Origin of the sequence: Desulfomicrobium norvegicum, assembly GCF_900114595.1 — a bacterium.
GTDB classification, from domain to species: Bacteria; Desulfobacterota; Desulfovibrionia; order Desulfovibrionales; family Desulfomicrobiaceae; genus Desulfomicrobium; species Desulfomicrobium macestii.
In genome coordinates, this window is record NZ_FOTO01000002.1 from 13,133 (window position 1) to 32,475 (window position 19,343).

At 61.2% G+C, this 19,343-nt stretch carries 15 protein-coding genes; 6 read left to right on the forward strand and 9 right to left on the reverse strand.

What is annotated here, in order from left to right; all coding sequences use genetic code 11:
• Window positions 1-6: 6 nt before the first annotated feature.
• Both BMZ24_RS04090 and BMZ24_RS04095 read left to right on the forward strand, forming a co-directional pair.
• Window positions 7-1,821 carry an aldehyde ferredoxin oxidoreductase family protein gene (locus tag BMZ24_RS04090; RefSeq protein WP_092189590.1) on the forward strand — a complete coding sequence of 605 codons (1,815 nt, stop codon included), beginning with the start codon at window positions 7-9 and terminating at the stop codon, window positions 1,819-1,821.
• Window positions 1,818-2,597 carry an N-acyl homoserine lactonase family protein gene (locus tag BMZ24_RS04095; RefSeq protein ID WP_092189592.1) on the forward strand — a complete coding sequence of 260 codons (780 nt, stop codon included), beginning with the start codon at window positions 1,818-1,820 and terminating at the stop codon, window positions 2,595-2,597. Before BMZ24_RS04090 ends, BMZ24_RS04095 begins: the two co-directional genes overlap by 4 nt.
• A gap of 64 nt (window positions 2,598-2,661) precedes the next feature.
• Here BMZ24_RS04095 and BMZ24_RS04100 read toward each other — a convergent pair whose 3' ends face one another.
• Together BMZ24_RS04100 and BMZ24_RS04105 are read right to left on the reverse strand one after the other, a co-directional pair.
• A complete protein-coding gene (locus BMZ24_RS04100) occupies window positions 2,662-3,519 on the reverse strand; it encodes a motility protein A (RefSeq protein ID WP_092189594.1) in 858 nt (285 codons plus the stop codon).
• Entirely contained in the window at window positions 3,519-4,406 is an 888-nt protein-coding gene (locus tag BMZ24_RS04105) for an OmpA/MotB family protein (RefSeq protein WP_161949031.1), read from the reverse strand. Before BMZ24_RS04105 ends, BMZ24_RS04100 begins: the two co-directional genes overlap by 1 nt.
• A 139-nt stretch (window positions 4,407-4,545) precedes the next feature.
• Between BMZ24_RS04105 and BMZ24_RS04110 the strand changes: the two genes are divergently transcribed.
• The 4 genes from BMZ24_RS04110 (at window position 4,546) to BMZ24_RS04125 (ending at window position 7,870) form a co-directional block, all read left to right on the forward strand.
• Window positions 4,546-4,728, forward strand: coding sequence for a ferredoxin (locus tag BMZ24_RS04110; protein WP_092189598.1), 183 nt, complete (start codon window positions 4,546-4,548; stop codon window positions 4,726-4,728).
• A 141-nt stretch (window positions 4,729-4,869) separates the two neighbouring features.
• A complete protein-coding gene (locus BMZ24_RS04115) occupies window positions 4,870-5,553 on the forward strand; it encodes a polyphosphate polymerase domain-containing protein (RefSeq protein ID WP_092189600.1) in 684 nt (227 codons plus the stop codon).
• An 11-nt stretch (window positions 5,554-5,564) separates the two neighbouring features.
• Window positions 5,565-6,296 (forward strand): DUF4956 domain-containing protein, encoded by a 732-nt coding sequence (locus BMZ24_RS04120; RefSeq protein ID WP_244150280.1) that lies wholly within the window; start codon window positions 5,565-5,567, stop codon window positions 6,294-6,296.
• Window positions 6,296-7,870 (forward strand): CotH family protein, encoded by a 1,575-nt coding sequence (locus tag BMZ24_RS04125; RefSeq protein WP_092189602.1) that lies wholly within the window; start codon window positions 6,296-6,298, stop codon window positions 7,868-7,870. The genes BMZ24_RS04120 and BMZ24_RS04125 overlap by 1 nt, the downstream gene beginning before the upstream one ends.
• On the opposite strand, the gene BMZ24_RS04130 is transcribed toward BMZ24_RS04125, so the two are convergent.
• The 7 genes from BMZ24_RS04130 to BMZ24_RS04160 all read right to left on the reverse strand — a co-directional run bounded on the left by BMZ24_RS04130 (window position 7,867) and on the right by BMZ24_RS04160 (window position 19,329).
• Window positions 7,867-9,405, reverse strand: coding sequence for a DHA2 family efflux MFS transporter permease subunit (locus tag BMZ24_RS04130; protein WP_092189604.1), 1,539 nt, complete (start codon window positions 9,403-9,405; stop codon window positions 7,867-7,869). The genes BMZ24_RS04125 and BMZ24_RS04130 overlap by 4 nt on opposite strands.
• A gap of 4 nt (window positions 9,406-9,409) precedes the next feature.
• A complete protein-coding gene (locus BMZ24_RS04135) occupies window positions 9,410-10,612 on the reverse strand; it encodes an HlyD family secretion protein (protein WP_092189606.1) in 1,203 nt (400 codons plus the stop codon).
• A gap of 79 nt (window positions 10,613-10,691) precedes the next feature.
• On the reverse strand, window positions 10,692-13,595 hold the full coding sequence (locus BMZ24_RS04140; RefSeq protein ID WP_092189608.1) for a DEAD/DEAH box helicase: 2,904 nt from the start codon (window positions 13,593-13,595) through the stop codon (window positions 10,692-10,694).
• A gap of 12 nt (window positions 13,596-13,607) precedes the next feature.
• Window positions 13,608-14,984 (reverse strand): sigma-54-dependent transcriptional regulator, encoded by a 1,377-nt coding sequence (locus tag BMZ24_RS04145; protein WP_092189610.1) that lies wholly within the window; start codon window positions 14,982-14,984, stop codon window positions 13,608-13,610.
• 12 nt (window positions 14,985-14,996) lie between these two features.
• Window positions 14,997-16,433 carry a histidine kinase dimerization/phospho-acceptor domain-containing protein gene (locus BMZ24_RS04150; protein WP_167364131.1) on the reverse strand — a complete coding sequence of 479 codons (1,437 nt, stop codon included), beginning with the start codon at window positions 16,431-16,433 and terminating at the stop codon, window positions 14,997-14,999.
• Window positions 16,434-16,506: 73 nt separating this feature from the next.
• Window positions 16,507-18,132 carry a glucose-6-phosphate isomerase gene (gene pgi, locus BMZ24_RS04155; RefSeq protein ID WP_092189614.1) on the reverse strand — a complete coding sequence of 542 codons (1,626 nt, stop codon included), beginning with the start codon at window positions 18,130-18,132 and terminating at the stop codon, window positions 16,507-16,509.
• 15 nt (window positions 18,133-18,147) lie between these two features.
• A complete protein-coding gene (locus BMZ24_RS04160) occupies window positions 18,148-19,329 on the reverse strand; it encodes a pyridoxal phosphate-dependent aminotransferase (RefSeq protein WP_092189616.1) in 1,182 nt (393 codons plus the stop codon).
• Window positions 19,330-19,343 lie beyond the last annotated feature (14 nt).

The following is a 19,343-nucleotide window of genomic DNA, read 5'->3' on the forward strand; positions in this document are numbered from 1 at the left end:
AGGCACATGTACGGATTCTACAACAGAGGCCTGCGCATCAACCTGAGCACCGGTCGCCATGACGTGTTCGACATAGATGACTCCCTTCTGGCCCGCACTCTTGGCGGAAAAGGCCTCGCAACCCACTTCCTCTTGGAGGAGGGGTGCGGTGGCCGCGACCCGCTGGATCCTGACAACCTGATCATCTTCGCCACAGGCCCTGTGACCGGGAGTTCGGTCTGGGGGTCGTCGCGCTACGGAGTCTTCACCAAGTCACCCCAGACAGGCTTCTACTCCGAGTCATACAGCGGCGGTCACGCACCTGAATTCATGGACGCAGCCGGCTACGACATCATTATCATCAAGGGTGCATCCGAGACACCGATCTGGATCGAGATCAGCGACAGGGACGTCCGCAGCCACTCCGCAAATGATCTTTGGGGCATGGAGACCTACGCCACCGAAGACGCGGTCAGGGCAAAAGTCCTGGCCACCAGCGGAGAAAAATGCGGGCCAGTGGTCATCGGGCCGGCGGCGGAGAACCTCATCCGATTCGCCGTGATCGAAAACGACTACTGGCGAAGCGCAGGGCGCACCGGGGTAGGTACGGTGCTGGGCTCCAAAAAGGTCAAGGCCCTCGCGTTTCACGGACACGCACGGCGGCCAATTGCCGACCCGGAACTTCTGAGAGAGTTTGGCAAATCCATCACCGCGCGAGCCAAAGACGACAAGGGCGTACAGACCTACAAGCGCGTCGGCACCAGCGGCCTGGTCGATCTGCTCAACGAAGTCGGGGGCTTTCCCTCCCGCTATTGGCAGACTGGCCGAGTGGCCCACAGGGAATCCATCAACAGCACAGCCCTGCATACCCGATGTACAGTCGTGCCCAAAGCCTGCGCAAAGTGCCTGATGGCTTGCGGACGCCTTTCCACAGTCAAGGACGGCCCCCGCTCCGGGCTAACCGTGGAGGGACCGGAGTACGAAACCATCTACGCTTTCGGGGGCCTTTGCGAGATACGAAACATCGAGGACGTCATCTACCTGAACGACCTCTGTGACCGACTGGGCATGGACACCATCAGCGCCGGAAATCTGGCCGCCCTGGCCATCGAAGCCACGCGCCGTGGACGGATCGAAGGGAGCCTGGACTACGGGGACGTCGAAGGCGTTGCAGATCTACTTCGCGACATTGCCGCCCGTCGCGGGCACGGGGAAGTCTTGAGCCAGGGCATCAGACATGCGGCCGCAATGTGGGACATGGAGGACATGGCCGTGCATGTCAAAGGTCTGGAACCAGCCGGATACGACCCGCGGGCCCTCAAGGGCATGGGGCTGGCATACGCCACGTCAGACCGGGGCGCCTGCCACTTGCGGGCGACCTTCTACAAACCGGAACTCTCGGGCATGGTTGATCCCCGTTCGTCAGCAGATAAGGGGGCCGTGTTCAAAAAATGGGAAGATAGGCTCACGTACTTCGACATGCTTATCCTCTGCAGATTCTACCGGGACATGTATCAATGGGCGGAACTCGCCACCATCACCAGGGCAGTGACGGGCCTGGATCTTAATGAAGAGGACATGATCCGGCTGGCTTCGGAAGTCGCCGATAATACACGCCGATTCAACCTCCGCGAAGGTTTGAACCGTTCAAACGACAAACTTCCCGTCGCGCTGACGTCGCACCCCCTGCCGGAGACAGGCTACTCCATCAGCCACGACGAAGTGGATACAATGGTCCGCGACTACTACCGCGCCAGAAAGTGGGATGAACTCGAAGGAAATCCAGACGATTATGATGAATTCTCGGAACTCGACTCAAACATGAATGGAGGTGCACAATGAAGTTGTACATGTTCGAGGCAGGAATCTTGAAAAGCCAGAAACACTTTTTCACCCTCAATCAAGGCGTGGGGCAGGCCTTCGACGTCCCGGTCCCCTTCTTCCTGATCGACCATCCCAAAGGCAAAGTCCTCTTTGACACCGGCAACGCCTACGAGACCATCCACGATAAGGAAAAACACTGGGGCGGCATCGTCGCCGCGTACGATCCCGTCATGAGCGAAGACCAGTGGTGCGTGAACGCGATCAAGAAAATCGGCTGTTCGCCAGATGAAATCAAGTACGTTATCTTGTCCCATCTCCATCTCGATCATGCCGGCGGGGTGGGTCATTTCCCCAACGCCCGCTATGTCGTCCAGCGGGATGAACTCCACTTCGCCTATGTCCCGGATCCATACATGAAGGCGGCTTACATCCGTAAGGACTTCGACAAGGACGTTGACTGGCTCATTCTCGAGGGCTGGGCCCAAGACGGCTTCGACCTCTTCGGCGACGGTTCGATCGTCATATACTTCACCCCTGGTCATACGCCCGGCCACCAATCGATCTTGGTCAACCTCCCTAACAGCGGCCCCATGTTCTTCTCGGCCGACTCTTGCTACACCCAGGCCAATCTCGACGACGGCATCCTGCCCGGCCTGATGTGGAGCGCCGGAGAAACCGTCAAGAGCGTGAACAGGATGCGTCATTTGGAACAGACCCGCGGCGCGAAGATCGTCACGGGACACGACCCCGAATCATGGAAGTCCGTAAAGAAGGCCCCGGAATACTACGACTGACAATAAAAAAGACGGCCGCTGAACCTCCCGGTCCGGCGGCCGTCTCTTTGAATTCGATCCGTCTTCAAAGCGTTGCACCCACCCCCTCCGGCGCAGGCATGACCGGCGCATCCTCCTCGCGATCATCGATCCGAAATCGCTCCTTGATGCGAGCCAGGGAGACAAGCTGCCCCTCTCGCGCCGACGGGGTGAGAAAGGATTTGAGCTTCACTTCGAGCACGCGGGGGTTCAGTTCGCTCTGAATGGCCCGCACGCCCTCGATGATGATCTTCTGGAGCAGAAGTTCGTGGTCCGTGACCTCGCGAATCCGCGCAGCCAGCGGCAGGAAGACGAAATTGGCCAGGATGACGCCGTAAAGAGTCGAAGTCAGGGCAATGGGAATGGTCGCCAGCACAACCCCCGTGTCATTCACGCCGGAAAGCATGCCGATAAGCCCCACCACGCTGCCCGCCAGCCCGATGGCCGGACAGATGTCGGCCATGACCCGCAGCACGCGCTCGGATTCATCGCGGCGCTGCTTGAAGAAATACATCTCCGTGTTCAGGATGTCGGTGGTTTGCTCCCGGGAGTAATTGTCGACCACAAAACCAAGGGCCCGCCGCAGAAACATGATGGAGGTCTCGCGCTCGTCCTCGACCAGGGTGTGCAGCCCGCGAATCCGGCTCTTGACCGACAGGTCCACCAATATCTCGACTATGGCGGACGGCTCCTTCATTCGCGAGCGGTAGGAATTGCGCAGCACCTTGCCTACATACCCGAGGCGTTCCATCCGGAAGCTGGCGATGGCCGTGCCCAGGCAGCCGCCGAAGACGATCAGGAACGCGGACAGGTTGAAATACTGTCCCACATCACCGCTGATCACGAAACCTGCTCCAAAAATCAGGGCGCAGAGCAGCAGGCCCAGAATCGTTTTTCCTTCCATCATCGCTCTCCCGGCTTCGATGCGGCAAGCCATTGCCGAAACCCATCTCCGGTCGGGGCATTCACCGTGGGCAGAGGCTCCGTCGGATTTTCCGAACTCAAGACCAATTCCACGCGCCAGCCGACGCGGATGCCGTCACCATCCACCAACGGGCGCTGATCCCCGTACCCGGCCACGAGCATACGCCCGGCGGACAGACCCGCGTCCAGCATCAAGAAATTCGCCACATCGGAGGCCATGGCCACCGACAGCTCCCAGGGTCCCATGGCCCCCACCGCCGCACCATCGGGCGCCGCATGGCCGACCACGGACAGGACATGCGGCGCGCTGCCCAGGATTTCGCCCATGTCCAGCAGCGTTTTTTTGACATCGCCCCGCAGAACGGTGCCGCTTCCTTCAAAAAGAAAATCGCCCGGGAGCACCACATGCAATGATTTTCCCGGAACCGACTGCACCATGACCACGGCTTGCAGCCCATCGCGCGCGATCAGATCACGCAAGCGGTCGTGCAGACGATCCAGAATCGATCCGGCCAAAGCCTGGGGCGGAATGGTTTCGGTCCCCAGCGGCAAGGCCTGCACGGAGAATTCCGAAACCGATTTATATTGAATTTTGGGCAGTTGAAAGATGTAGAGCGCGGCGAACATGATGAACATGGTCATCATCAGATCCGACCAGCAGATGACCCAACTGGCGGGCCGGAGCTGCTGCTCCCGGGCAAAAATGTCAAAGTGTTGACCGAAAGCGTTCCCGCCGGGATGCTCTCCATCAACGCCGTTTATACCGCCAAAGGGCTCTGCCGCGCCTTCCATGGCCCGCTTGCCAGGCCCGGGGCGGGAAAGCCGCGCCGACACGTCGCGCATGATTTCAGGTGTTGGTTCTCGCATGGGAATCCTCCGCCTAAGCATGAGCCAAATTCATGCCAACGAAAAAAACGATCAAGCAATCCCAAACTCACCACGGCTTGCACGGACATCTGGAAAGCTGTATGGCAAAAACCAAACGTAACCCCAACCTGGAGGAATCATGACCATAGTGATCGACCACGAAGAATGCATCGGCTGCGAAAGTTGTGTGGAACTTTGTCCTGAAGTTTTTGCCATGATCGACGGCGAAGAAAAAGCCATGGTCACGGCCCCGGACTCCACAGCCGAATGCGCCCAGGACGCCATCGACGCCTGTCCGGTGGAAGCCATCAGCAAGGAATAACCCGACTTTTCAACCTAAAGAGGGGGGGGCTCGGCGCCCCCTTTTCTTTGGCCTCCAACAAATGCTTGCGATTTTACTTCGTTGTGCACAAGGTGCGGCTTTGCATGCTGACTCAGGCATGGAACGCAAGGCCAATAACACATGGAATCACGCACCGAAAAAAAATATGTCCTCGACATGGCCCAGGCCCTTTTGGCCAGGGCCATCATCAGCGCGCACTGCCTGCCCGATCCAAATTTCGCCGCGGCCACGGTGCACAGCATCTATTACGACACCCTCGACCTGCAATTTCTGACTGAAAAGATCGACAGCACCTACTTCAAGGCCAAGGTCCGCCTGCGCTGGTACGGGGACTGGGATTTCAAGCCCGACAACGGGCCGGCCTTCCTCGAAGCCAAAATCAAGGAAGGCGGCCTGCAGCGCAAGGTGCGCATACGGGTCTCACGCACAGGACTGGAGCTCGCGGGGATGTCCCTGGGCGATCCTGAACTGGCGGCCCTACCCGCCCTGCTCGCCACGAAAGGCGTGGGGCTTTGCGCCTCGACCCGTCCTGTTTTTGTGGTCAGCTATCGCAGGATGCGCTTCATTGATCCCATGACCGGCGTCCGCATCGCCCTGGATCAGGACATCCACGCATCGCGTCACGCCCTGTCCTGTCCCGGCCCAGCAGGATCGCCGATGCTCTCTTTCGCCGTGATCGAAACGAAGGGAAGTCTCGCGAGCCTCCCTCAATATCTCGCGCCCCTCATGACCATGGGCCTGCGGCCCGATTCCTTTTCCAAATACCTGCACTGCTACCAGAGCCTGATGCAGCACCATATCTAAGGAGACCTTTCGTGAACGAACTCATCCCGAGCAGCGTGGATTTTCTGGCCAACATATACGAGGCGCTGATCAAATCAGGAACATCCGGTCATGAAGAGATGGCGAACATCGGCCTGACCACCTTCTTCATCCTGCTCCTGGTCTCCTTCTTCGCGTCCCTGTACATCTCGCGCCTCTATGTCCGCTTCTACCGGCCGCGCGGCACAGGGAGCCTCGCCTATCGCTCCTTTCCGCTTCTGGGCATTTCGGTCACGGCGATCTTCATCTGCGTACAGTTTTCCCTGCCCCTGTCGCTGGGCCTGCTTGGCGCGCTGTCCATCGTCCGTTTCCGTACGCCCATCAAGGAGCCCGAAGAAGTCGGATTCATCATGCTGACCATCGCCACCGCGATTTCCTGCGCGACCTTCAACCTCCTTTTCCTGCTCATCCTGCTGGCCGTTTCGACCTTCGGCCTGTTCCTCATCAATTGGCGCGGCCTGCCCCTGGCCGCCAGCGAACAGGGCACGATCCTGGTCAACCTGCCCGGAAGCAACGCCGAATCGTCCTCGACGGAATTCCTGCCCAGCGTCACCGGCATTGCCGGCGTACGGGTCATCTCCGTGGTTGAAACCGGCGAAGGCGCGGCAGTGACCCTGCGCTTCGCCAAGGGCAGTCCCGACCTGCTGACCCGCGTACGCGGACACGCCCTGACCTGCGCCCAAGGGGCCACCGTCTCCATGTTCAACGACCAGGTCAGCATCTGATGCCAAGGTCTCTGCGACGCCTTTCGGTCCTGCTGCTGATTCTCTGCGGCCTGATTCTGGTCTACTTCGGACTGCGCCTGCACCATTGGGGAGAGGAGCGCTCCTGGCGCATCGCCGTGCTCAGGGACGACCTGGGCAGTTCGCGCAAGTCATCCCTGCTCGCCAAGCAGGGTCTCCCCGTAACCATCCCAAGACAAAAACAGGATGCCTCGGCCCTGATCGCCGCGGCCCGAAAAGACGCACTTCCCTTGGCCGATTCCGCCATGCGGGTGGTGGCCATTCGCGTCGCGGACGAAGATCTCCATGATCCGGAAACCGGGCTCAAGGCCCACAGCCGCGAACGCGGACGGAACTGGGAGCGTCCGGCAGGAGTCGTGGTCATGCAAAACGGACGGGAGCTCCTGGCCGCGCCCGCTGGAATCCGCCTGCAGGGCAATCGCGACACGCGCGACATGCTGCACAGTTTTCGCCTCTATTTTCGCAACAGCTACGGGCAGAAAAGTGTCCCCGGCGCGGCGTTCCTTGATGGTTCGGAAATGAAGATCCGCAAGGTGGTCACACGCACGGAAAAGAACCTGATCCCCGGCTTCGTGAATATGCTCGCCTTCGACGTGGCCCGGCGCATCGGATCGATCACGCCGGACTATGCTCCCATCCTGCTTTGCAGAAACGGCGAGAATCTCGGTCTGGGCCTGGCCAGCGAACACGTCAACCGCACCCACTGGGAGCGCAAGCTCGGACACAAGGACTTCGCCTTTTACATGCTCGAATCCGAAAACTCGGTCCTGGACACGGCCCGGTACAAAGCCCTGCGCCTGCGCGTCGACCCTTTCTTCGGCCTGTGGGACTATGACCGCGTGTCAGGCATACTGGACATGAGCGACTTCATGAATGCCATGACCACCTTTGCCTTTCTGCAATGGCAGGACTGGAATCAGGGAGCCTTTCTGCTGGACGAGACGGAGCCTGCCCCACGCTGGCGCAGCGTGCTATGGGATGCCGATCTGGCCTTTGCCGGGCTTCGTGCAAACGGAATTCCCGCCAACCGGGCAGGCTGGAAGAACTTCCGCGACGCCCACGGCATGCGGGCCTCTGTCTTCAAAGGGATGTGGGATTCGAGCCCGCGTTTCAGAGAAGAGATGCTGTGGCGGCTGACCTGGAGCATCAACCACCGCCTGAGCCGGGAATGGATCACGGAGCGCGTCGATCACTATGCGCGGCTGGAAAAAGAGACCGGAATTGAATGCTTCGACGAAGAACTGGCGTTATCCTATCTGCTTGAGCGCCGCGCTCTCCTCATGGCCGAATCCGTGGCCGACCTGAAAGCGCCAGAGGTTGTTGCCTGCCAGGTGCAGAGCCCTGAACCGGTCCTGATCGATGGGCAGGATACGCCCGGGGAATATGAAGGGCTGTATTTTCAAGGGCAGAAGGTCACCCTGGAGCCGCGCCCGGACCGCGACTTTTCGCACTGGATCTTGGACGGCCGGAAAATCCTTCAGCGCCGCCTTGAGCTTGCCCTGGAACACGATACGCGGATCCGCGCCGTCTTCCTGCCCTCCCAGCCCGGGTCCTAGTGCATGCCTTCGGGCATGTGCGTGCCGTGGTCGGGCCTTTTGATGATCCACATGAACACCGCCAATCCAAAGAAGAACAGGGCCTGGATGTAGAAGACGTCCACGTAGGCCATGTATGCGGCCTGCTTGAGCACATGGCTGTAGATGACTCCTGCGGCCTGCACGGGATCGAGCCCCATGAATTTTTCCAGGGCGTCGCGGGCCTGCGTGAACGGTGGATCGTAGGGCGTCAGGTGTTCGACCAGATGATGCTGGTGCACCTGGGCCCGACGGGCCAGAACGGTGGTCACGAAGGCCGTGCCGAAGGACCCGCCCAGATTGCGCAGCAGATTGAAGAGGGCCGAAGCGTTGTTCATGCTCTCGCGCGGGATGAAGGCCATGGTCAGATACGACAGCGGCACGAAGAAGAAGGCGATGCCGATGGCCTGGATGTTACGCCCGTGAATGGCCGTATCGATGTCGATCTGCAGGGTGAAATTGGACATGAACAGAAGGGAAAAACCCGAAACCGTCAGTCCGAAACAAAGCAGAAAACGGGCGTCGATCTTTTCCGTGAGTTTCCCCGCCACAGGCAGGAGCAGGAGCATGATGGCTCCGCTTGGCCCAAGGACCAGACCTGCCAGATAGGACGTGTAGCCCATCAGGTTCTGCAGATACATGGGCAAAAGCACGATGGACCCGAAAAACGCGAAAAATCCGAAAAACATGACCACGTTGCCGGCCGCGAAATTGGGATAGCGGAAGGTGCGCAGATTGATGATCGGGTTGGAATGCCGAAGCTCCCACCACACCAGCGCGCACAGGCAGATCGCAGCCAGGATGCTCAGTATCACTATGTGCTGCGAGGCGAACCAGTCGTCTCCCTGCCCCTTGTCGAGCACGATCTGCAGGCAGCCAAGCCCCACGGACAGGAGCGCAAGGCCCAGATAGTCCACCTTTTCCCCGGCCACGCGGCGCTCTTGATAGGAGGGGTCGAAGATGAAGGACCAGCACATGAAAAGGGACAGAATGCCCAGCGGCACGTTGATGTAGAATATCCAGATCCAGGAATAATTGTCCGTGATGTACCCGCCAAGCAGCGGCCCCAGGATAGGGCCAAGGACGGCGCCCATGGCGAAGATGGCCATGGCCAGCCCGCGCTGCCGGGGCGGAAAGGTCTCAAGCAGGATGGCCTGGGACATGGGCTGCAGGCCGCCGCCTCCGATGCCCTGGATGATCCGGAACACGACCAGTGCTTCAAGGCTCTGGGCCAGGCCGCAAAGCATGGAGGCCAGGGTGAACAGGGTCACCGAGGCCATGAGGTAGTTCTTGCGCCCCATGATCCGGGCCAGCCAGCCGCTCATGGGAATGACGATGGCGTTGGCGACCAGATAGGAGGTCAGAACCCAGGTCACCTCGTCCTGACCGGCGGACAGGGAGCCCTGGATATGCCCCAGCGCCACGTTGGCGATGGAGGTATCGAGTATTTCCAGCAGCGTCGGGATCATGACGCTGAGGGTGATGAGCCACTTGCCCGTGGCGCGCGCCGGAGCCATGGATCTAGTCCAGATGGATGGTCGGGACGACGCTCATGCCCAGCCGCAGGCTGTCCGTCGCATTGGCCGATTCAAGAACGATCTTGACCGGAATGCGCTGCACTACCTTCACGTAGTTGCCCATGGCGTTCTCCGGGGGAAAGAGGGAAAAAACCGCGCCCGTACCGGCCATGACCGACTCCACCCGGCCCGAGAACTCCCGGTCGGGAAAAGTGTCCACCTCGATGTCGACCCTCTGTCCGGGCCGCACCCGGGCCAGCTGGGTCTCCTTGAAATTGGCCGTGATCCAGAGCTGGTCCTGGTGCAGGGGCACAAGCGCCATGATGGGCTGCCCCGCGGTCACGATCTGCCCGACCTGAACCCGCTTCTTGGTCACATGCCCTTTTGCCGGAGCCAGGATGCGGGTGTAGCCCAGATCGAGCTCGGCCTTGCGCACCTTCGCCCGGGCCAGGTCCACCCGCGCCTCCTGGGCCGCAACCTCCAGATCCTTGATTGAAGCCACCTCGTGCCCGGTCTGAGCCAGCCCGATGTTGGCCTGAAGGCGCGCCACATTTTCACGCAGCGAGGCCCGATTGCGCTCCGCCGCATCCGCCTTGTCTCGGGCGGCGGCAGTCCTTGCGCGGGCGCTGTCCAGCCCGGAGCGGGCTTCGTCCAAAGCGGATTCGGCAACGACCCCGCCCTGGCGCAATTCGAAAAGACGGTTGAAACCAAGCTCCGCATTCTTGAGCTCCGCCTCGGCCTGCAGCACCATCTGTCTGGCCGCAGCCTCTTCCAGGCGGGCCTGATCCAGGCTGCGCATCAAGCTGTCGAGTTGGGCCCGCGCGCCCAGGACCTGGAATTCGGTCTGGCTTTTCTGCAGGGGCACGCCCTTGCGCAGGGACTCCAGTTGCGCCTCGGCCGTGGCCAGATCGGCCCGCGCCTGGGCCACGCCCACCTCGTAACCGACGGGGTCGAGAACCAGGAGCGGCTGCCCCTCCTCCACGAGCTGGTTGTCCTCGACCAGATCCTGCAAAATGTACCCGTCCACCCGTGGCGTTATCTGATAGATTCGGCCATCGACAAAGGCGTCGTCCGTGGACACCCGTCCCAGACCGCGCACGTACTGCAGGACGCCGATTCCGACGATGAGGATGAAGACGATCAATACGACGAAACGCTTGCGCCCCGCACGGCCATTGGCGGGAGTGGTATCCGGAGTGGGTGTCATGAAATTTTTCCTTTCACGTTTTATCAAAACATGGAGGGCGGTAAACCTGTCCGCCGCCCTTGGCAAGACCCGGCCACGTCTATCCCTCCCAATTCACGGCCCAATCCACGGGCACGCGCACGATCTTTTCGGCCTTGTTGCGAAAGAGCAGGTGCCCATGCCTCACGCCGAAGAGAAAAAGATCGCGGGTCACGGCCACGTCCTGGCGGCAATAGGAAATGATGTCGGCGAGACGTCCCTCCTTCCACCAGGCCAGGGCCTGCATGCCGCTGGCGCTTTTGGCCGCGCCCAGCGTCTCGCGGGCCAGATGATCGAGGGACAGGCGATACCCAAGGGTCTCATGGACACTCCCCAGGATGTCCAGGGTGGGCAGACTTGAAAAATCAAAACGGCTCAAGCCGCCCAGCACGGCATAGTCGAAGCGCAGGATATTGAACCCGACCACCAGATCGAACTCCACCAGCTCCCCTACCAGACGCGGCACGTCCTCCTGCCCGTAGTCACGAAAATCATCGACCCCCGAGTCATAGACGACCACGCAGCTGACCCCCATCAGGTCGGCCCGGTGCCAGCCCCCGACATCCTGCGCGGAACGCCGGGTTTCCAGATCCAGAACCGCGTAGCGAAAATCCGGCGGCAGCGGGTTCAAAGCTGCATCCTGCACGGCGGTGGCAGGCGGCTCGGTCATCTCGATGCGGGGGGTCGCGAACTCCTGCGATGCGGCTTCCACCGGCGGGGCGGCGTTCATGATTCCCTCCAGCACCATCAAGGCCGCACCCTTGGCGATGGGCCTGTTGCCGGAGCCGCACTTGGGGGAATGCACGCAGGCCGGACACCCGTTTTCACACGCGCAGTCCCGGATCACGCGGGCGGTGCGCTCAAGCAGTGTTTCGTATTCGGCGTGGGCCTGTTCGGCCAACCCGCACCCGCCGGGCAGGCCGTCGTAGATGAACACGGCCGCGGAGCCGACCTGTGGATGAAACGGGATGGATATCCCGCCCAGATCGTTCCTGTCCGTCATGACCAGAAGAGGCATCATGCCTATGGCGGCGTGCTCCAGGGCATGGATGCCGCCCATGAAGTGGGCCATCTGCCCTTCCACCTGCCTGCGCACGGACTCGGGGATGGCGATCCAGACCCCTTGCGTCTCGAAGACCAGCGGAGGCATGTCGAGGGGCACGGTGCCAAGGTTCCGTCCGCCGCGCGTGCTGATGCGGTCGTATCCCGTAACCTGGTCCGTGACCTTGAGCCGTCCGAGACTGACCATGGCCCCGAATACGGGCCGGGTGGCGCTCACTTCGATGATCTCCGTACTCTTCTCATGCCGCACGCGGGTATAGTAGGAGACTTTGGCCCGCCGCGCCTTGGCCATCCGGGTCTCAAGATCCAGATCCGCGATCACATAGGTCACGCCCCGATGCAGATAGACCGCGCCGGGATGGGTCTCCAGCACCGCGCGAAAACCGTCCACCATCCCGATCCGCTCGCCGCTGTCCATGTCCATGATGACCACAGTCGAACCCGTGCCGCGCAGGGCCACGCCCCGATGAGGCTGCCTGGCCTTGGAGAAGAACTCCTGCCCGTCCCGGCTCTGCAGCAGCTCGCCCCCACGCACCAGGTCCGCTACCAGCCCGGAATTTTCCCGGACCAGCGGATCGGACCGATGCAGCGAGGCTTCCGCCGCCGCGCACTGCATATGCCTGGCGGCAATGACCGGATTGTCCGGGTTGATGACCGCCCGTTCGGCCTTCATGGCAAAAAATTCCTCGGGATGATGCATGAAATACTGGTCCAGCGCGTCTTCGTGTCCGATCAGGAAGGTCGCGGCCTCGCGCCCCCCTCGCCCCACCCGGCCCGAGCGCTGCAAGCTGGCCATGATGGAGCCGGGATAGCCGACCAGAATGCACAGATCGAGCCCCCCGATGTCGATGCCAAGCTCCAGGGCGCTGGTGGAAACCACGGCCAACAGCTCTCCGGAAGAAAGGCGGGCTTCGATCTCGCGCCGCTCCTCCGGCAGGAATCCGGCCCGATAGGCACAGATGCGCTCCCGCTCCTCGCCCTCTGCCTCTCCCGCCCACAGGGCGATAAGCTCGGTCATGCGCCGCGACTTGCAATAGACAATGGTCCGCAAGCCCAGCTTCATGCCCTCTTGCAGCAGTCCGATGGCCTTGCGGGCGGCTCCGTCCACACCGTTCAGAAGGAGCATGTGCTTCGGAGGGCTTGCGGCCGTGCCTTCCAGAACCGCGTTCATGGGCAGCCCGGTCAGATTCGAGGCCAGCTCCTCCGGGTTGGCGATGGTCGCGGAAGAACAGACAAAGGTCGGGTTCGCTCCGTGCAACCGGCAGAGACGGACCAGACGGCGAAAAACCCAGGCCATGTGCGAGCCCATGACGCCACGATAGGTGTGCACCTCGTCCACGACCACGAATTTAAGATTGGCGAAGAATTCCGACCACTTTTCGTGGCTGGGCAAAATCCCCAGATGCAGCATGTCCGGATTGGTGAAGAGAACGTTTGGAGGGTCCCGGCGTATGCGCAAACGTTGCGAGGCCGAGGTGTCCCCGTCGTAGATGGCCGATGTGGGCGTGGGAAAGAGACCGGCGGCCAGGGAATCCAGCGCCCGGCGCTGATCCTGGGCCAGGGCTTTCAGGGGGAAGAGATACAGGGCCCGGGTGCGGCGATCCGCGTGGCAGGCCTCAAGCACGGGCAGGTTGTAGATGAGGGACTTGCCGCTGGCCGTGGGCGTGGCCACGACCACGTGGCGGCCGGAGCGGACCATATCGATGGCCCGGACCTGATGCTCGTAAAGCTCGCGGACGCCCAGAAGCTCAAGACCGCGCTGCACCGGGGGCGGCCAGGGCCGCGCCGGGGCGGCGAATCGCGGGGCCTGCGCCGGAAAAAACCGGCGCCCGACGATATCCACTGCCAGCCACGGAGTTTGCTCCACCGTGGCCAGCAAATCGGCGACAGAGGCTTCGCTCATCCCGGACACACGCTAGTTCTTGGCCGAGATCTTGTATTTCTTGAGCTTGTACTGCAGCAGGCTCTTGGACACGTCAAGGAGCTCCGCCGTCTTGACCTGCACGAATCCGGAGCGGACCATGGCCCGGCGGATGAGGGCCGCCTCGATCTTTTCCAGGGTTTCGGACAAATTGACCTTGAGCGGCAAAAGATCCACGGCGCTCTTGAACTGCATCTCCTCGTCGCGCAGCTCCGCCGGCAGATCGTCCACATCGATCACGTCGTGGCTGCTGAGGACCACGCAGCGCTCGATGACGTTCTCCAGCTGGCGCACGTTGCCCGGCCATTCGTAGGCGGAAAGATAGTCGATGGCGCCGGGGGTGAAGCCGTGCACCTGACGGTTGTTCTCCAGCGAGAACTTGCGCAGAAAATGGCTGGCCAGGATGGGAATGTCCTCACGCCGCTCGCGCAGGGGCGGCAGATGGATGTTGACCACGTTCAGGCGGTAGAAGAGATCCTCGCGGAACCTGCCGGCCACGATCTCCTCCTGCAGATTCTTGTTGGTGGCCGCCACCAGCCTGAAATCCACGGCAATGGTCTCCGTCCCGCCGACCCGCTCGATCACCCGCTCCTGCAGCACGCGCAGAAGCTTGACCTGCATCTCCTGGGACAGCTCCCCGATCTCGTCCAGGAAAAGCGTCCCGCCCTGGGCCAGCTCGAAGCGGCCGCGCTTCAGGGCCATGGCTCCGGTGAAGGAGCCCTTTTCGTGGCCGAAAAGCTCGCTCTCCAGCACGCCCGGGTTCAGGGACATGCAGTTGACCGAGATAAACGGCATGTCCTTGCGGTCCGAGGCGATGTGGATGGCCCGGGCCACCAATTCCTTGCCCGTGCCGGACTCGCCCGTGACCAGCACGTTGCTGCGCGTAGGGGCGACCTTGCCCGCCAGGGTCAGGACATCCTGGATGGGCTTGGAGTTGCCGATGATGGTTTCCTTGCCGAACTTTTCGGCCAGGCTTTCCCGCAACAGACGGTTCTGCTGCTCCGCGTGGGAGAGTTTCATGGCCTTGCCTACGGAGAGCAGGATCTCGTCATTGGAAAATGGCTTGGTGATGTAGTCAAAAGCCCCGCTCTTCATGGCATCCACGGCGCGATCGATGGTGCCGAAAGCAGTCATGATCATGACCGGGACATGGGGATGACGCTTGCGTACCGTCTCCAGAACCTGCTGGCCGGTCATGCCGGGCATTTTCATGTCGGTTATGACCACATCGACCTCGGACTCGTCGAGGTAGGTCATGGCCATGACCGGGTCGCCCAGGGCCGTGACCGTGTACCCCTCCTCTTCGAGGATGGCCTCCAGCACCAGGAGATAGTTTTTCTCGTCGTCGATGATCAGTATGTGATTGCCCATGTGTATTACCCGCTAGCATGGCTCGGAAAAAATCACCAAGGCTTCGGCCCCACCGTGAGGACCGTTCCTTAAGATCATCTCCGCGCCGTGAATCTGAAAAATGGAACTTGTTATGGCCAGGCCCAGGCCCGTACCTGTGTCCTTGGTCGTGAAGAAAGGCTCGACGTAACGGTCCAGCTGCTTGGAATCAAACCCCGTGCCCGTATCCTGCACCAGCACTGCCATCTGGTCCTCATGGCAGACCGGCATGATGCGCACATGCCCGCCATCGGAGCAGGCCTGGATTGCGTTGCTGATCAGGTTGTAGAAACCCCGATACAAAAGATCCCGGTCTCCCTGGACCACATACCCCGTCGGCAACGAGCTTTCCACCACCACCCCATGCTCCTGTCCCTCCTGGGTCAGGAATCCCACGGCATGGCGCACGACCTTCTCCAGATCGACGTCCTCCAGGGAAGGCTGACGGGGGCGAGCGTAATCAAGAAAATCGTTCACGGTCTGGCTCAAGCGCTTGGACTCGTGAAAAATGGCTTCGAGCATCTTCACGTTGGTTCCGCCTTCGGCCTTTTGCCTTTTGAGGAGAAGCTCCGCGCTGCTGCGGATGATGCCCAGCGGGTTGCGGATTTCATGCGCGATACTGGCCACCATGCGCCCCATGGAGGCAAGCTTTTCGTTCTGGAGCAACTCCTTTTCCAGGCGGTCCTTGTCGCGCAGCCTTTCATCGAGCACCCGGTCGGCCTTGCGGACAAGAAAAAAGATCAGCCCGTAAAGAGCGGCCGAACCCATGAACGTGGTCAGGATGATGAGCCGCTGCAGGTGCAGCACGGTTTCGTAATCGCTGGTGATGTCCTGGGTCAGTTCCAGAATGCCCAGCAGCGGTCCGGGCTGGTCCCGAAAGCGCAAATCGCGTTCGGCTCTCAAGGGATAGACCGTGCGCAGCACCACGTCCCCGTCTTCGAGGTTGATGGCGGCAAGCACATCCCAGATGCTCAGGGAGTTCTGCAATTCGAAGCTGATCTTGCCGCTCTGTATCGCCGCCTGCACGGCCTCGCCGCCCAGTTCGTTGTTACCGACCTGCTCGGCATCGGTGCTGAAGGCGACCTCGTTCTGCTCGTCGTAGATGCGCAGATCAAGGACATGAAAGGAATGGATGGTCGATTCGATGACCTGCTCCAGGCGTTCGTACTGGTCCTTGCGCTTGAGCTCGACACGCCCGAAACCGAGCACTACGGGCAAGGTGAAACGCCTGTAGATCTGATGGTTCAGGTTCTCGGCCAACAGTCTGGCGAAGGCCTGATTTTTCTTCAGGAGCGCGCTCTTGGCGTAATTGGTCATGAACACCGACATGAGGCTGCTTGACGCAAGAATCAGCACCAGCGTGCTGATGGACAGGAATTTTACCAGCTGAAAGGGATGGGCCGGATCAACGCGAAAGGGATTGAGCTTCATGCTTTGGCCGAGGTCAAAAATGTGGAAGAGCAAGGGCCGGGGCTCGCAGCCCCGGGGCATTCAATGTTGGTTTTCAAGACTTGCGCCGGTCAATGCAGTGGCGGATAAGCCCCAGGGTCGAAGCGTCGTGCACGCCTGCCGCCCCGCCGCGAAGCTCCGGCAAAATCACCCCCGCCAACTGCTTGCCCAGCTCCACGCCCATCTGGTCGAAGGAATTGATCCCCCAGATGACGCCCTGCACGAAAATCTTGTGCTCGTACATGGCGATCAGGCTGCCAAGCGTGCGCGGAGTGAGGCGCTCGTAGAGCAGGGAGTTGCTCGGGCGGTTGCCCGGAAACGACTTATGGGGAGCCAGCGCCTCTCGGGCCTGGGGTTCAAGGTCCGCGAGCTCCGCTTCGGCCTCGGCCAGGGTGCGGCCGCGCATGAGGGCCTCGGTCTGGGCCAGAAAATTGGCCAACAGGATGGTGTGATGCTCGCCGATCTCATGCAGCGGATTGACCGCGACCAGAAAATCGCAGGGAACCACGGTCGTACCCTGGTGCAAAAGCTGGTAAAAGGCATGCTGGCCGTTGGTGCCGGGCTCGCCCCACAAAATCGGGCCCGTGGCGTGGGTCACGGGTATTCCGTCCCGGTTCACGCCCTTGCCGTTGCTCTCCATGTCCGCCTGCTGCAGATACGCGGGCAAAAGCGCCAGATACTGGTCATAAGGGAGCACGGCATGGGACTCCAAACCGTGAAAATTGCGGTACCACACGCCCAGGAGCGCCAGCAGCACCGGAATGTTGCGCTCAAAGGGCGTTGTGCGAAAATGTTTGTCCATCTCCCTGGCGCCGGCCAGAAGCTCGCGGAAGTTCTCCATGCCCACGGCCAGGGCGATAGACAGCCCGATGCAGGACCACAGGGAGTAGCGGCCCCCGACCCAATCCCAGAAGGCGAACATATTGGCCGGGTCGATGCCGAAATCCCTGACCGCCGGTTCATTGGTAGACAGGGCCACGAAATGCCTGGCCACATCGGACTGCGCCGCTCCACTCCGCAGAAACCAATCGCGGGCGGTGTGCGCGTTGGTCAGGGTCTCCTGGGTGGTGAAGGTCTTGGAGGCGATGATGAAAAGCGTGCTTTCGGGGCGCACCTTGCCCAGCACTTGGGAGATGTGCGTGCCATCGATGTTGGAAACAAAATGAAAATCAAGATCCTGCTGACGGTAGTGGTCGAGAGCCGCCGTGACCATGCGCGGCCCCAGATCCGACCCGCCGATGCCGATATTGACCACATCCGTGATGCGCGCTCCCGTGTAGCCCTTCCATTCCCCGGAGCGGACCTTGCCCGTGAACACGTCCATCTGGTCCAGCACCCCTTGCACCTGTTCCACGACGTTTATCCCGTCCACGAGAATGAACTGGTCCGCGTCCGCCCGCAGGGCCACATGCAGCACGGCCCGATTTTCGGTGGTGTTGATGCGCGAACCGGAAAACATGGCCTCCACCCGCCCGGCCACGTCGGCCTCGCCGGCCAGATCGAAAAGCAGGTTCATGGTCTTGTCCGTGATCCTGTTCTTGGAGTAATCCAGAAAAAGACCGGCCCCTTCCGCTGAAAAACGATCGAAACGACCCGGATCACGGTCAAAAAGCTCACGCATGTGCTTGAGTTCCGCGACATGTTCGACAAGGGCTTTCCACGGGGGGGACTGGTCAATCACAGGGCCTACCTCCAATCATTTTTTCAAGCCGTGCAGAACCTGGCCGATCCTGTCCAGGCAACCGGACAGGGTGTCGTCATCGAGCGCATACGAAATGCGGATGCAGCGGTCGTCGCCGAAAGCGGCCCCGGGCACCAGGGCCACGCCGGCCTTTTCCAGCAGCAAGCCGCACAGGGCCGTGGAATCCGGCACTTCAGGAGTGTAGTACCAGTCCACCTGCGGAAAAAGATAGAACGCGCCGGCCGGTTCCGGGCAGATCACATGTCCCCACTCGCGGATCATGGCCAGGCCAAGGTCACGCCTGCGCACGAAAGCCTCGCGCATGGGGGTCAGGCAGTCCCACCCGCCGGTCAGGGCCGCCAGGGCCGCTTTCTGGGCGATGGAACAGATGTTGGACGTGGACTGACCCTGAATCTTGGTCATGGCCTTGATCAGATCCGCATGGGCCAGGGTGTAGCCCACCCGCCAGCCGGTCATGGCGAAACTCTTGGCCAGGCCATTGGCCACGGCAAAATTTTCAGGGTAGCGCTGCCACCAGGCAGCCAGGGACGCAGGCTTGGCCGGAGCATAGACCAGCTGATCGTAGATTTCATCGGAGATGACAAAGACGCCCTTATCCACGGCCCAGGCGGCGATGGCGTCAAGCTGCGCCTGGGTGTAATGACAGCCCGTGGGATTGGAGGGCGTGTTCATGACCAGGCAACGGGTGCGCGGGGTGCGGACCGCCTCCAGCTGTTCCACGCTGACCAGGAAATTGTTCTGCGGTTCCGTGGCCACGAAAACGGACACGCCGTCGGCCAGCTGCACCAGTGCCGGATAGCTGACCCAGTACGGCGCGGGGATGATGACTTCGTCGCCCGGATCGAGCAGCACCTGAAACAGATTGTACAGGCTCTGCTTGCCGCCGTTGGTCACTACCACGTTCTCCATGGCCGCATCCACGCCGTAAAAGGTCTTGAAATATTTGGCCACGGCCGTACGCAGCTCGGGAATGCCCGGCACGGGGGTGTAGCGGGTGAAGCCTTCGTCCATGGCGGCCTTGGCGGCCTGGCAAACATGCTCGGGCGTGCGGAAATCGGGTTCGCCCACGGCCAGGCTGACAATCTGCCGCCCTGCGGCGCGCAGCTCCTGAGCCTTGGTGTTGATGGTCAGGGTCGCGGAAGGCTTGATCCTGGTTATGCGTTGCGCCAGCTTCATTGTCGTAGTGTCTC